Source organism: Pseudomonas sp. Larv2_ips, from assembly GCF_963879675.1.
Taxonomy (GTDB): domain Bacteria; phylum Pseudomonadota; class Gammaproteobacteria; order Pseudomonadales; family Pseudomonadaceae; genus Aquipseudomonas.
The window spans coordinates 153,643-167,538 of the sequence record NZ_CAWOAW010000037.1 but is presented as its reverse complement, the minus strand read 5'-3'; the positions used below and the strand labels follow the sequence as shown (position 1 = coordinate 167,538).

At 60.5% G+C, this 13,896-nt stretch carries 10 protein-coding genes; 6 read left to right on the top strand and 4 right to left on the bottom strand.

Annotation, left to right across the window (positions count from 1 at the left end; genetic code table 11):
• Window positions 1-26 precede the first annotated feature (26 nt).
• Window positions 27-2,084 (bottom strand): transketolase, encoded by a 2,058-nt coding sequence (gene tkt / locus AACV02_RS29300; protein WP_119736321.1) that lies wholly within the window; start codon window positions 2,082-2,084, stop codon window positions 27-29.
• 175 nt (window positions 2,085-2,259) lie between these two features.
• On the opposite strand from tkt, the gene AACV02_RS29295 reads away from it, so the two are divergent.
• Window positions 2,260-2,484, top strand: coding sequence for a DUF465 domain-containing protein (locus AACV02_RS29295; protein WP_106579897.1), 225 nt, complete (start codon window positions 2,260-2,262; stop codon window positions 2,482-2,484).
• A 156-nt stretch (window positions 2,485-2,640) separates the two neighbouring features.
• Here the strand turns inward: AACV02_RS29295 and hglS are convergent, their stop codons facing one another.
• Window positions 2,641-4,017: a 2-oxoadipate dioxygenase/decarboxylase HglS gene (gene hglS, locus AACV02_RS29290; RefSeq protein WP_119736319.1), complete on the bottom strand. Its 1,377-nt coding sequence runs from the start codon at window positions 4,015-4,017 to the stop codon at window positions 2,641-2,643.
• A 290-nt stretch (window positions 4,018-4,307) separates the two neighbouring features.
• Between hglS and AACV02_RS29285 the strand changes: the two genes are divergently transcribed.
• The gene (locus tag AACV02_RS29285; RefSeq protein ID WP_106579895.1) at window positions 4,308-5,717 is read left to right on the top strand and encodes an OprD family outer membrane porin; all 1,410 of its coding nucleotides are present in this window, start codon (window positions 4,308-4,310) and stop codon (window positions 5,715-5,717) included.
• A gap of 146 nt (window positions 5,718-5,863) precedes the next feature.
• Window positions 5,864-8,497 (top strand): MGH1-like glycoside hydrolase domain-containing protein, encoded by a 2,634-nt coding sequence (locus tag AACV02_RS29280; protein ID WP_119736316.1) that lies wholly within the window; start codon window positions 5,864-5,866, stop codon window positions 8,495-8,497.
• Between the two features lie 128 nt (window positions 8,498-8,625).
• Here the strand turns inward: AACV02_RS29280 and AACV02_RS29275 are convergent, their stop codons facing one another.
• Entirely contained in the window at window positions 8,626-9,567 is a 942-nt protein-coding gene (locus tag AACV02_RS29275) for a SphA family protein (protein ID WP_119736314.1), read from the bottom strand.
• 204 nt (window positions 9,568-9,771) lie between these two features.
• Here AACV02_RS29275 and AACV02_RS29270 point away from each other — a divergent pair, with 204 nt between their 5' ends.
• Window positions 9,772-10,809: an AraC family transcriptional regulator gene (locus AACV02_RS29270; RefSeq protein ID WP_119736312.1), complete on the top strand. Its 1,038-nt coding sequence runs from the start codon at window positions 9,772-9,774 to the stop codon at window positions 10,807-10,809.
• A gap of 41 nt (window positions 10,810-10,850) precedes the next feature.
• Here the strand turns inward: AACV02_RS29270 and AACV02_RS29265 are convergent, their stop codons facing one another.
• The gene (locus tag AACV02_RS29265) at window positions 10,851-11,402 is read right to left on the bottom strand and encodes an RNA polymerase sigma factor (protein ID WP_106579891.1); all 552 of its coding nucleotides are present in this window, start codon (window positions 11,400-11,402) and stop codon (window positions 10,851-10,853) included.
• 507 nt (window positions 11,403-11,909) lie between these two features.
• Here AACV02_RS29265 and AACV02_RS29260 point away from each other — a divergent pair.
• Both AACV02_RS29260 and AACV02_RS29255 read left to right on the top strand, forming a co-directional pair.
• On the top strand, window positions 11,910-12,809 hold the full coding sequence (locus AACV02_RS29260) for an anti-sigma factor family protein (RefSeq protein WP_256680267.1): 900 nt from the start codon (window positions 11,910-11,912) through the stop codon (window positions 12,807-12,809).
• 137 nt (window positions 12,810-12,946) lie between these two features.
• On the top strand, window positions 12,947-13,894 hold the full coding sequence (locus AACV02_RS29255; RefSeq protein WP_256680266.1) for a catalase family peroxidase: 948 nt from the start codon (window positions 12,947-12,949) through the stop codon (window positions 13,892-13,894).
• Window positions 13,895-13,896 lie beyond the last annotated feature (2 nt).

The following is a 13,896-nucleotide window of genomic DNA, read 5'->3' as shown; positions in this document are numbered from 1 at the left end:
GGCCAGCCCGCTTGCGCATTTTTTTATCAGGATTTAGCCAGCTGTTCCTTCGCCAGCTTCACCACATTCTCTGTGGTAAACCCAAACTTTTCCTGCAACTTGGCCAACGGTGCCGAGGCGCCAAAGGTGCTCATCACCACTTTCGCGCCGGTCTGCCCGACGTAACGGTCCCACCCCAGCGGGCCGGCTTGTTCCACGACGACCCGGGCTTTCACCGCCGGTGGCAACACGCTGTCGCGGTACGCCTGGTCCTGTTCTTCAAACAGTTCCCAGCTGGGCATCGACACCACTTGCGCGGCAATGCCTTCGCTTTTCAACTGCTCATAAGCCGCTACCGCCAGGCTGACTTCACTGCCCGTCGCCAACAGCAGGACTTCAGGGTTATCTGCGCCCGCCAGGACATAAGCGCCCTTGGCCGCACCGGACGCCGGTGCGTATTTCGTACGATCCAGGGTGGGCAGCGCTTGACGCGACAGCACCACGCAACTTGGCCGATGGGTCTGCGCCAGCGCGACCTTCCACAGTTCCAGGGTTTCATTGGCGTCGCCGGGTCGCAGGGTCAGCAGCCCTGGCGTTGCGCGCAATTGTGTCAGGTGCTCGATGGGCTGGTGCGTCGGCCCATCTTCGCCAACGCCAATGGAGTCGTGGGTAAACACAAACACCACCGGCAATTCCATGATCGCCGCCAGGCGGATCGGCGGTTTCATGTAGTCGCTGAACACCAGGAAGGTCGAGGTGTAGGGGCGCAGGTACGACAGCGCCATGCCGTTGGCAATCGCGCCCATGGCGTGCTCACGGATGCCGAAGTGCAGGTTGCGCCCGCTGTAATCATCGGCACTGAAACGCCCGGCGCCATCAAAGGTCAGGTTGGTCTTGGTCGAGGGCGACAAGTCTGCAGAGCCGCCAAGCAGCCACGGAATCTGTTGGGCAAAGGCATTCAATACCTCGCCACCGGCTGCACGGCTGGCGACGCCCTTGGCGTCGGTGTCGAAGCTGGGCAGTTCATCCTGCCAGTGCTCGGGCATTTCGCCCGCGCGCATGCGGCGCAGTTCATCCGCCAGTTCCGGTTCGTACTGTTCCAGCTGCGACAAGTGGCGGGTCCATTCTTCATACTGCGGCTGGCTGCGCTCAAGCAGCGCATCGCGCAGCACGGTGCGGACCTCGTCGGGCACCAGGAAGCTGGAATCCTCGGGCCAGCCGTAGGCCGCCTTGGTCAGCCGGATCTCATCGGCACCCAGCGGTTCGCCATGGGCGGCGGCGGTGTTGTGTTTGTGTGGCGAGCCGTAGCCGATCACGCTGTCGACCACAATGAGGGTCGGTGCGCCGGTGTTGGCCTTGAACGTTTCCAGGGCGCTGCTCAAGGCTTGCAAGTCGTTGGCATCGGTGACGTGCAGAGTGTGCCAGCCGTAGGCCTGGAAGCGCTTGATCACATCCTCACTGAACGCCAGTTCGGTATGGCCCTCGATGCTGATGGTGTTGTTGTCGTAGATCCAGCACAGGTTGTCCAGCTTCAGGTGCCCGGCAATCGAGGCCGCTTCGCTGCTGATGCCTTCCATCATGTCGCCGTCGCCGCACAGGGTGTAGACGCTGTAATCGAACAGCACGGTGCCATCGCGGTTGAAACGCTGGCCCAGCCAACGCTCGGCCATGGCCATGCCGACACTGTTGGCGCAACCCTGGCCAAGGGGGCCGGTGGTGGTTTCAACGCCGGTGGTCATGCGGTACTCGGGATGACCCGGGGTCTTGGAGCTCATCTGCCGGAACTGCTTGATATCGTCCAGGCTGATTGCCGGCTGGCCGGAGCGCTTGCCTTGAGCATCGATCTCCACCACACCGGCCAGGTGCAGCAGCGAATTCAGCAGCATCGACGCGTGCCCCACTGACAACACAAAACGGTCGCGGTTAGGCCAGTCGGGATGCTGCGGGTGATAACGCAGGAAGCGGCTCCACAACGTGTAGCCCACTGGCGCCAGGCCCATCGGCGTGCCGGGGTGGCCGGAGTTGGCCTTCTGCACGGCGTCCATGGCCAGGGTGCGAATCGTGTTGATGCATTGGGTGTCGACAGCAGTGGCAGCGTGATTCATGAAACCGTTCTCCCTCGGGTGGCGATCTACAGTGGAGGGCAGGGCGTGGCAAAGGTTTGATCGCATCGCCTGCATTACGACGAACGGGGATGTAATGACCCGGGACATGACAAGACCCCCCGCAATGGGCTAGCTTCAAACGCGTAGGCCATTGATCAACTTGCGGAGGTACTCCATGCCAGTGAAACACGACCTGTATCAGGATCTGGGTTTGACCAAGGAAGTCGTTCACGAACGCAGGAGGGGCGATGACCGTTTGAACACGCTGCTCGAGCAATACGACGCCGCCGACAAGGAGGTGCTGGCTTTCGAGTCTTCAGGCGGGGCTGACGAAGAACTGGAAAAACTGAAGAAGAAGCGCCTTTTGGTCAAAGACAAGATTGTGCAGCAGTTGGTGTAGTTGCAGTCCGCGCTCCTACAGGGCGCGGACATATTTGTTCAGAATTGTCTGAGGGACAGAGCGCTTTTCACTGTCTATCATGCGCACCGCCCACCCGGCTCTGGGGACTGTTGCGGCGCAAGGATTGCGCTGGTGAGCCGGGTGGGCACTCTCATTTCATGCCTGCAGCGCCTGGATGCATTCATCCATCGAGCGCTGTTGCGTCTCGCTGTACAGCTTCAGCTCATCAATCGTTCGGCAGCCCAGTGCTTTCTCGAATTCGGCCTGGTTCGAATTCGCCGCATAGTGACTCTGCGCCGCATCCCCAAGATTGGACTGAAAGATCCCCGCCGCACTCACCGGCAGAAAATCCTCATACACCAGCGGTTCCACGTCCACATGGCCCGCAGCAATCCGCGCCTGGAGTGTGTCCGGTTGATTGGCTTGGCCGCGCGCCGCCAGGCCTTGCTCGGTCACGAAATAGCGAAAGTACGCCAACCCTTGCTCGCGCATCTGGGTGTGGTTATCGGGGAATGCCTTGAAGTGCTGCTCCATCAACTGCACGTAACGCGCGGCGTTGGCCTCGTTCGGGAAGGCGCCCAGTTCGTCGCGCGCAGCGTTCAGCAGCTGGTCGTACAGGGCGCGGCCTTTTGGCGTCAGCGCGACGCCGCGTTGTTCGATTTCGCCGAAGCGCGCGCTGTGGCTGCCCTTCGCGTCGGTGAAGGCGATCGGCTCGTCCAGCGCCTTGAAGCTGGTCTGGCGTAGCAGGATCGGGCAGTGGCGACGCGGCGGCCCTTCGATCACGGCCTTGGGGGTGATGCCTTTGCCGGGCATGGCGGCCTGCACCTGGTCGATGTCGAGGGTGCGCGGGGTCAGGTGATTAATGTGCGGGCCCTTGAACGCGACCACGTCGGCGATCAGGCGATGCTGGTCGCTCAGTTGCTGGTATTGCGCGCCGGTGACGGTGGCGGTGTGGTGCCAGCGAAAGGTTTCCAGGGCTTGGCGAATAAATGCATCGGCGTCGTCGGCGTTGAGGCCGCCGTCGCGTTCCGCTTGCTCGATCAACGCCAAGGCGCCAGGGGTGAAGATGTTGCGTTGGGCCAGGGCGTTTTCGGCAAAGGCGCGCAGCTCAGGGTTTTCAATCAGTTCCAAGCGCAGCAGTGAGGTAAATACACGGAACGGGCTGGCTTGCAGTGAGCGTTCATGCACGGCGCGAAAGGCAGTGGAATGCACCGGCACGCCAGCGGGCGTCAGGTCGTAGTAGCCCACCGGTTGCATGCCCATCACGGCAAACAGGCGGCGGATGGTTGCCAGTTCCATGGCTGTGCCCAGGCGAATGGCGCCGTGACGTTCCATGTCCAGACGCTCGATTTCACCCGTGCGCTGCAACTGCCGGGAAAGCCCAGAATCACTGGCCAACACCCGGGTATTGGTCTCGGCCACCAGCGCCATCAGCGCCCCGTACAGCGGAACTTCATCTCGGTACATGTCGGACATGGCTTTGGAAAAGCCTTTACGGATGTCGTCGGGGCTGACATGTGCGGTGGTTGGCATAGAAAAATTCCTGATGGCTAGGGGCGTGAACTTGGCCTATCGCTGGATTTTGTTGAGCTTGAGCCAGTGTTGCAAACGAAGAATCCTCTGGACTTCATTCTGCAAATGAATGAGATGACGTGAATATGACAAAAAACGCTGGCGGCGAAATTTCATTTTCACCGGCACTTTTCTAACAAATTCTTCACGAGGTGCGCCCCGGTCCTCATGAAACAATCGTCACGTTTGTAGGGATGAAAACGCCGTTTTGCACACAACGCACATAAAAAAATGTTTAGGGGCCGTCACACATGAAAATTTCTACACTGGCGTTATCCATCACCGCTGCATTGCTCGCGCAACACGCCTGCGCTGATGACTTCGGGCTCGGTTCTCTGGGCACGGGCACAGGTCACAGTGGCTTTCTTGAAGACAGCCACGCCGCCATCAGTTCGCGGACCATGTACTACAGCGCAGACAACCGCTCGGGGACCAGCAACGATCTGCGCGAAGCTGCGACATTGCTGCGCTTTGACTACAAATCCGGCTACACCCAAGGCACCCTTGGTGTCGGTTTCGACGTCATGGCGTTCGGCGCCTTGCGTCTTGATGGTGGCGACGGCCACGCCGCAGGCCCAGGGCTGGCGGGGAACGGCAACAGCTTCTTCCCGACCAAGAACAACGGCACCGAACCGGCCGACAGTTTCGGTCGCGCCGCCGGCAACGTGAAATTCCGTATTTCCCAGACCGAGTTGCACGTCGGCGGTGGTTTGGCCCCGGTGCTGCCTATTCTGGTCTCCAACGACAGCCGTGTTGCGCCACAGACCTTTGACGGCGGCATCCTCACCTCCAGCGACATTCCGAACGTGACCTTCACCGGCGGTGAGCTGAACAAGGCCGAAGGCCGTGCGTCCAGTAACTCCACGGGCCTGAGTGTGGCTGGCGGTACGCGCGACAGCGACAGCTTCAAGTTCGGTGGTGTGGACTACAAACCGTTCGGCTCGTCCGACAACGCCATCGCGAAAAACCTGACGCTGCAGTACTACTACGCCAACCTGCAAGACTTCTACAAACAGAACTATTTCGGCCTGGTCCACGTGTTGCCGTTGGGCAATGACCAATCGTTCAAGACTGACCTGCGCTACTTCGACAGCACCAGCGACGGCAAGAATGGCGAAAGCGGCTACGCGTTCAACAACAACGGTGGCTACGCCAAGCATGCTGGCGAGGTGGACAACAAAACCTACAGCGCCGCGTTCACCTACCAACTGGGCGGCAGCAGCCTGATGCTCGGCCACATCGGCGTGAGCGACGACGGCGGCTTCGTCTGGGTCAACCAGGGCAGCCTCGCCGACCCACAGCAACAAGGCGCGGGCGGCAGCGACTTCTACCTGTTCACCGACGCCGTGGTTGGCCAGTTCTCCCGTGCGGGTGAGCAAGTCAACTTTGGTCAGTATTCGTATGACTTCAAGGCCTACGTACCCGGCCTGAAAGCTTCGGTGGCTTACCTGGACGGTACGGACATCAAGTCCAAAGTCGCCGGCGGCCCTGACCAGAAAGAAAATGAAACCGACTTCCGCCTGGATTACGTCGTGCAGGCAGGCCCGCTCAAAGGCTTCGGCACTACCTTCCGGACCGGTACTTATCACGGTCACAACACCGGCACCGCGGATCAGGATCAAACCCGCCTGATCTTCAACTACACCTACGCGATCTTCTAAGCACGCTCGCACGTTTACCGCGTTGAAAAAACCGAGGCCGCCTGATCAGCGGCCTCTTTTTTTGCCGGGGTGGATGAGACTTCATGTGCATCCGAGCGGGGATGGGTTCTACACTGCCCGTCACTGTGTCAGTGATGGAGGACCCAATGACGGCCACACCCGTAACCAACATCCTTGAAACGATTGAAGGTCAACGCCTGGCGACGCCAGAGGCCGAGCGTTGGCGCGAGTGGGGCCCGTACTTGAGTGAACGCCAATGGGGCACGGTGCGCGAAGACTACAGCGCAGACGGCGATGCCTGGGCCTACTTCCCGCATGACCACGCGCGCAGCCGCGCCTATCGCTGGGGCGAAGATGGCCTGGCCGGTTTCAGCGACAAGGCGCAACGCTGGTGCCTGGGCCTGGCGCTGTGGAACGAGCGCGACACGATCCTCAAGGAGCGGTTGTTCGGCTTGAATAACGCCGAGGGCAACCACGGTGAAGACGTCAAGGAGCTGTACTTTTTCGTCGACGGCGTACCCAGTCATGCCTACATGCGCATGCTCTACAAATACCCGCATGCGGCCTTTCCCTACGCCGACCTGACCACCGAAAACGCGCGCCGTGGGCTTGCGGATGCCGAGTACGAAATCCTCGACACGGGCGTGTTCGAAGACAACCGCTACTGCGATGTCAGCGTCGAATACGCCAAGCATCAGCCCGACGATATTTTCATGCGCGTCACCGTGCATAACCGCTCCGACCAGCCGACGCGCCTGCAGGTGTTGCCCCAGGTGTGGGCGCGCAATGACTGGAGCTGGACCCTGGATGCGCCCAAGCCGCAGTTGCGCCTGGACGGCGAACAGGTGCTGGCCCGTCATCATGAACTTTCCGATCGCCACCTCAGCGCCTGGGGCCAGGACGGGGTGGAATGGTTGTTCTGTGAAAACGAGAGCAACTATCAGCGCCTGGACGGGCAACCGGCACCCGGGCCGTTCAAGGATGGCATCAACGATTACGTGGTCGATGGCGTGCAGTCGGCGATTCGCCGCGATGCGGGCACCAAGGTCGCCGCGCGTTTCATCCTCGAACTGGCGGGCCTTGAAAGTAAAAGCCTGTACCTGCGGTTTGCGCCCACCGATGCGCCGCAGATCAACGCGCGCAAGCTGTTCGAACAGCGCCGCGAGGAGGCCGATCAGTTCTACGCGGCCTTGCAACACGGCATCAGCGAGGAGGATGCGCGCAATGTGCAGCGCCAGGCCCTGGCGGGTTTACTGTGGTCCAAACAGCTCTACTATTTCGACGTGAACCAGTGGCTCGACGGCGACCCTGCCCAGCCGGCGCCACCGCCCGAGCGCCTGCACATCCGTAATACCCATTGGCGGCACCTGTCCAACTTCGACATCCTCTCCATGCCCGACACCTGGGAATACCCGTGGTACGCCTCCTGGGACCAGGGCTTTCAGGCGGTGGCGATTGCGCTGATTGATCCCGGTTATGCCAAGCAGCAATTGTTGCTGTTGGTGAAGGACCGTTTCATGCACCCCAACGGCCAACTGCCGGCGTATGAATGGCGTTTTGACGATGCCAACCCGCCGGTGCATGCCTGGGCCAGTTGGCGGGTGTATCAGCAGGACAAGGCGTTGACGGGTGTCGGCGACATGGATTTTCTGGAGCGGATTTTCCACAAGCTGCTGCTGAATTTTTCCTGGTGGGTCAATCGCAAGGACGCCGAGGGCCGCAACCTGTTCCAGGGCGGGTTCCTGGGCCTGGACAATATTGCCTTGTTCGACCGCTCGGCGACCTTGCCGCCGGGTTACCAGCTGGATCAGGCCGACGGCACGGCGTGGGTCGCGGCCTACGCGCTGGACCTGATGCGGATCGGGCTGGAGCTGGCAAAGCGCAATGTCGTGTACGTCGATATTGCGGTGAAGTTTTTCGAGCACTTCCTGTACATCGCCGGCGCCATCAACCGCGTCGACGACAGCGCCGAAGGGCTGTGGGATGAGCAGGACCTGTTCTTCTACGATGTGCTGCACCGCCCCGACGGCCAGAACGAGCCGGTGCGCTTGCGTTCCATCGTCGGCCTGATGCCATTGTTTGCCGTGCTGGTGCTGGAGCAGCGCGAACATGAAGGGCTGGAAGGCTTGCGTGAGCGGCTGCTGGGGTTCATGCATCACCGGCCGGACTTGGCCAAGTTGGTATCGCGCTGGAACGAGCCGGGGCAGGGCAATCGCCTGTTGCTGGCGCTGTTGCGTGGCGAACGGACCAAGGATTTGTTGCGCCGCATGCTGGATGACCAGGAGTTTCTGTCAGGCTTTGGTGTGCGGTCCTTGTCCAAGGCATTTGCCCAAGAGCCACTGGCGCTGAAGATGAATGGCGACACCTTGTGCGCGCGTTACCAGCCGGGCGAGTCGGACTCACGGTTGTACGGCGGCAATTCGAACTGGCGCGGGCCCTTGTGGATGCCGGTGAACTACATGCTGATCGAATCGTTGCGCGAGTTTCATCGCTACTACGCGGATAACTTCTCGGTGGAGTACCCGACGGGGAGTGGATATCTGGCGTCCCTTGAAGAAGTTGCAGACAGCCTCAGTCAGCGTCTGACGCGATTGTTCCTGAGGGATGAGGACGGGCTGCGTCCGTCGATGGCGGGGTATGCGCAGCTGGAAGCGGACCCGGCCAGTCGCGACCTGGTGCTGTTCCATGAGTATTTTCACGGGGAGACCGGGCGCGGTCTGGGCGCCTCGCATCAAACCGGCTGGAGTGCGTTGGTGGCGCTGCTGTTACAGCCTCGTTAGGGCACGCTCCATGGCTGGTGGCACGGGGCGTCTCGGGCCACGATTGGAGGCTCAGGCCGCCGCGGCTGGGTGAGTGATCTTAGGTGCCCCCTGCTCAAAAAGCGGATTTACCCAACGACCCGAATGCCTCACAAGGCAAACGGAATCGTCAGCTTGGCCCACAGCATGTCGCCTTCCGGTCGGTTTTTCACATCAAACTCCTTGGCCCAGCGCACCTCTGCGCTGGCGTATTGGAGGAAGGTGAAATACACCGCCGGACCTATGGCAAACACCTGCCCACGTACGCCGTCATTCACATCTTCGCCGTAGATATTCACCACGGTGCGCCCGTACTGCTTATCGTCGGTGGTCTGCTTGAGGTAATAGCCGTTGACCCCAAGGCTCAGGTTGTCGGTGACCTTGTAGCTGGCCGAATAATCGAAGTGAAAAATCTGCCCGGAGCGGTAATCCGTGTCGTGGTTCTCTTCGTTGAAACTGTAGGTCGTCTTGATCGACAGCTCCGTGCGCGGGTTGGGCAGCCAGGTCGCCGATACCAGCGGCTTGTAGGTGTAGAAGTTGTTGCTGGTATTGGCCAGGCGCGCGGCGTCGTATTCGCCGGTGGGCAGGGTGATTTCCAGTGCGGCAGCCAGGGTCAGGTGCTTGCCCATGTCCCACAGGATGATCGGCGCCAGGGTGGTGTCGCCCATGCTTTCGCGCGTGTCCGACATACCGAACAGTGACACCTGTTGCTTGAGGTACGGCTGGGCAATGTAGCCGCCCAGGCGCCCGCCGAACACGCGCACCGGGCTCAGGTAATCCAGGCGCGGAATAATGGCGTCCGCCTTGATGCGCACCTCGGACACTTTGCCACCCAGCGAACTGATGTCCAGTGTGCGGGCCTCGTAGTGGTTGTAATACAGGTTGAACGCGAACATGTGGTCCGGCAGGTTGTTCACGTCCAGCGGCAGGATGTAAAAACCATCGGTGCCCGGACCGATATTATCGACGCCGCCTTCGGTGGCCAGCGCCGGCAGGCTGAGCAGGCTCAACAGCGCGACTTGCAGCGGGTGAAGCGCACGGGTGGGGTTCATGTCTGGCCTCATTATTATTGTTAGGGCACGGCTGGCCATTAGAAATAAGCCCTCAACGCCCGGCAGGGCAGGGTTTTGGCGGCCAGATAGGGGGACTTTGCCGGACAGGTTTCACTCAGGATGCGGCGGCACTTGCAAGCGCCTATGATTAACAGGATGTTTCTAAAACAAGAACTGAAGTACTCAGTCAGGAACCCGTGAGCCATGCAAAGGAAAGCCGTTGACCCGCAGTTCGAACTGGCGCTGGTGTCGCCGTTCCTGTTGCAAACCCTCGGGCAGGTGGTGACGCAGAGGGGCGCGAATGCCGAAGACCTCTGCCGTGGACTGGGGTTTGCCCTGGCCGACCTGGATGACCCCGCCCAACGCATCTCCTACCGTCAGGCCGCGGCGATGATCCAGCGCGCACTCAAGGTGTTACCCGATCAGGGCTTGGGTTTGTGGGTGGGCCATCAGAATGTGCTGGGCACCCTCGGCTTGCTCGGCCATGTGATTTCCCTGTGCGAGACCCTGCGCGATGCCTTTGCCATTGGCGAGCGGCATCAGCACACCTCCGGTGGCATCGCCACCACCCGTACCCATGAAAGCGCTGATGAAGTGTGCGTCGAGGTCGAATGCCTGCTGCCGTTTGCGCCAGTGCAGGTGTTTGCTGCCGAGGAGTTCTTTGCCAGCCTGATGGTCTACGGCCGCGCCTTGGTCGGCGCTGATTTCATGCCGCAACGGGTGGAGTTCGTGCACGCTGCGCCCCCTTATGCTGCTCAATATCAACGCCTGTTCGGGGCCGATGTGCGTTTTGGCTGCCTGCACAACCGAATGGTGTTGGCGCCTCATTGGCTGGACGTGCGCTTGCCCAATCACCATCCGTTGGCGTTGCGCCAGGCCCTGGCGTTACTCGAGTTGGAAAGCGCCCAACTGCACCAGAAGATGGACCTGATCCAGGCCGTGGAGCGCGCAATTTCGCGGGACTTGCACGCCAGCCAATTGGAGAAGGTCGCCAGTGACCTGAACATGAGTGGCCGCACCCTGCGCAGGCGCCTGACCGAACACGGGCTGACCTTCGAGGCCTTGCTTGAGCAAGTGCGACGCGCGCGTACGATGGGGTTGCTGGGGAATCCGGGGCTGTCTATCGAACGTATCACCGAGGCGGTCGGCTACAGCGATGTGCGCAGTTTTCGGCGAGCCTTCAAACGCTGGACGGGGGTAAGCCCCAGTGCGTTTCGCGGTGAGGGCGGTGGGGCGGCGTAGTCCGTCGGGTAGTCCCGTCAGGATGCCGGTTTAGAGCGGTTTCAGGACGCCGACGAGTTTTCTGGCCGAGCGCGCAAAGGTTTGCTTTTTGGCGAATCAAAAAGCGCGCCGATCGCCTGACGCGCACGCGACAACCGGCTCATGATGGTGCCGATCGGCAGGTCGAGCATCTCGGCGGCTTCCTTGTAGCTGAAGCGCTCCACACCCACCAGCAGCATGACTTCGCGCTGGCCTTCGGGAAGCTTGTGGACCGCTTCGATAATCTGCCGGTGCATCAGGTCGGATTCCGGATTGGGCGCCTCCGGGTCGCTGACGGTTTCCAGGAATTCATCGTTCCAGTCCATGCGCGAACGGCTGCGCACCTTGCGCGAGCGCAGCTCGTTGATCCAGGTGGAATGGACAATCGAAAACATCCAGCTCAGCACCGACGTATCGGGCTGCAACTGATGAGAGCGTTCCAGCGCGCGGACACAGGCGAGCTGAACCAGGTCTTCGGCATCGTGCTTGTCACCGGAAATGCGCAGCGCGAACGCCCAAAGGCGCGGCAGCAGTTCTGGAAGCAGTGCGGGTAAGTCAGCACCGGTGATCGACATATTTCCTCTTTTTATTTCTTGATGCCTAAAATGCTGAGGTCAGGCTACGAGGTCGATACCGTAGCGGATGCCTGTGTCGCGGCGTCCTTTTTGCGGTGCTGAGGGTCCTTGGGGTGACGGTGAATTGTATCAAGCCGTAAACAAAATGTGTCAATTCGACAGGCATTGAAAGGTTATTGACAGCCTATGCAGGTACTAGGCCAATAATTCTGACAATCGTGTCAGGAAAACTACCCCGACACATGGTGAAACATATAAGATTTATTCGGCCCTGGGAATATTTTCAATTCCAGGGTGTTCTCTTAAAGTATTTGTACGTGTCACAGAGTATTTGCCGATTGCTCTAAAGTTTTTTTGACCTGTTGCAACGGCAAAGTTGATGTCAATATGATGGCTTGTTGCTACCCGCTGACTCGCCGCTTCGACCCACAAGGTCGAGAATCACACAGCAGAAATTGATCAGGACAACGGAGAGATAACCCCATGGTAGCGGATGATGCCTTGCTAATGGCTTATGTTGACGGCGAGCTTTCGTCGCAACAGAACCAGGAGCTTGAGCGGCTCATAGAAGCTTCGCCGGACCTGGCTCAGCGAGTCTCTCGGTTGATGGCTTCCTGCCTGCCTTACGAGGAAGCGTTTGCCCACCAGAATGTGCCGCCTGTTCCGGAGAGCCTCAAGCTCAGTATTGCCGCGCTGGCAGCTCAGCATTCGGCGGCCGGGGAGGCCATAACCACCGCTGCGCATTCCGCTGCCGAGAAGACAGACCGCGGTTTTTCTCGTCTGTTCGCGTTCCTCCAACCTAAATTTGCCTGGCCGGCGTTGACGTTCGTTGCTGGTGCAGCGTGCTATGCGCTGGTGCTTCAGGTTGGTGCGTTCAACGGCGCGCTCAAGCCTGGCATCGACGCGGCTGCACCGACGGTTGCCCAGACGTCGCCGTGGGTGCAACAAGCTGCGGCCTACCAGCATCTCTATACCCGCGAAACCGTTGCCTACGGCGCCCAGCCGACGGATGTGGTGACCAAGACCCTGGCCGATATCCGCGATATCGACGGCCTGGCCCTGCGCGTTCCAGACCTGAGTTCCGCGGGCCTGACCTTCAAGCGTGTGCAGCGCCTGCGCTTCAACAACAAGGCGTTGATTCAGCTCGTGTACCTGCCGGCCAATGGCGCGCCGGTTGCGTTGTGTGTGATGAAAGAGCCCAAGCCGGACCAGTCCATCGCTCAGCAAAGCGTTGCGCAGATGAACGTAGTAACCTGGCGCCAGTCTGAAATGGGCTACGCGCTGATTGGCGAGCCCGAACAGGGTGTAGACCTTAACGCCATTGCCCGACTTGTCGCCGACCGAAGTGCCGCCCCGCTGTTTGCTGACGTGCCTGCACCGATGTGGATCGCCTCTGTCCAGAAATGACCATGCTGGGGTCGGGCATTGGTCCTCAATGTCGTGATCCCAGATAGCTTGATGAAAAAACCATCTCTGCTGAAAAATAGCCATCGCCTGCCTCTTGCCCTCGCTGCCGTAGTATTTGCAGGCCTCGGCGCCTGGCTGTGCCTTCTTTCCATTCCCCGTCACCCACGGCCGCGAAAATCGTCGATGAGATGGAAGCTGTTGCCGGTGGTGCCCATCAGGGCTTTCGTCGTAACCATGCCAAGGGCCAATGCATCAGCGGCCATTTTGAAAGCACCGGTAATGCTCTAGAGATCTCACGCGCATCCTTGTTACAACCTGGCAAGGTGCCGCTGATCGGCCGGTTGTCGGCAGCCGGCGGCGACCCGGCGCAAGCCGATGCGCACGGCATGATCCGCAGCATGGCGCTGCGCCTGGCCGGGGACGACGGTGAGACCTGGTACATGGCGATGAATTCCGTGCCGGTGTTCCCCGTGAATACGCCCGAGGGTCTGTACGAGCAGTTGCGCGCCTCGATCCCTGAATACGGCGGCACCGGGCCCGATCCGAAAAAGATGCAGGCCTTCAAACGCGCTCACCCAGAAATGCGTCCGTTCGAGACGTGGCTTGCGGCCCATCCTGGCTCATCCGGGTTCGACAACACCGCCTATTACAGCGTCAATGCCTTCCGCATGACGAGCGCCCAGGGCCAGGTGCACTTCGTGCGCTGGAGCATGGTGCCAGAGACGCCTTACAAACCAATGACAGCCGCTGAGTCCGGCGACCCGGATTTCCTCGCCTTCGGCTTCGCCACGCAACTGGAGCAAGGCCCCGTACGCTGGCACCTGATGATTACCCTGGCCGAACCCGGCGATGTGACCACCGACGCCACCGTGCGCTGGCCCGAAGGGCGCCGCCAGATCGATGCCGGCGTGCTGGTCATCGACAGCCAGCAGTCCCAGGTGGAGGGCGCCTGCCGCGATGTGGACTTCAACCCCCTCCAATTGCCAACGGGTATCGGGCCGTCGGACGACCCGTTGCTGTTGGCACGCCAGGCGGCGTACGCGGAATCTCATCGCCGGCGCATCAACGAACAGAGCGCCCACTAAGA

Bases quoted from the DNA above. Each gene is read 5' to 3' on its own strand.
- tkt (WP_119736321.1), bottom strand. From the start codon at position 2,084: ATGAATCACGCTGCCACTGCTGTCGACACCCAATGCATCAACACGATT.
- AACV02_RS29295 (WP_106579897.1), top strand. From the start codon at position 2,260: ATGCCAGTGAAACACGACCTGTATCAGGATCTGGGTTTGACCAAGGAA.
- hglS (WP_119736319.1), bottom strand. From the start codon at position 4,017: ATGCCAACCACCGCACATGTCAGCCCCGACGACATCCGTAAAGGCTTT.
- AACV02_RS29285 (WP_106579895.1), top strand. From the start codon at position 4,308: ATGAAAATTTCTACACTGGCGTTATCCATCACCGCTGCATTGCTCGCG.
- AACV02_RS29280 (WP_119736316.1), top strand. From the start codon at position 5,864: ATGACGGCCACACCCGTAACCAACATCCTTGAAACGATTGAAGGTCAA.
- AACV02_RS29275 (WP_119736314.1), bottom strand. From the start codon at position 9,567: ATGAACCCCACCCGTGCGCTTCACCCGCTGCAAGTCGCGCTGTTGAGC.
- AACV02_RS29270 (WP_119736312.1), top strand. From the start codon at position 9,772: ATGCAAAGGAAAGCCGTTGACCCGCAGTTCGAACTGGCGCTGGTGTCG.
- AACV02_RS29265 (WP_106579891.1), bottom strand. From the start codon at position 11,402: ATGTCGATCACCGGTGCTGACTTACCCGCACTGCTTCCAGAACTGCTG.
- AACV02_RS29260 (WP_256680267.1), top strand. From the start codon at position 11,910: ATGGCTTATGTTGACGGCGAGCTTTCGTCGCAACAGAACCAGGAGCTT.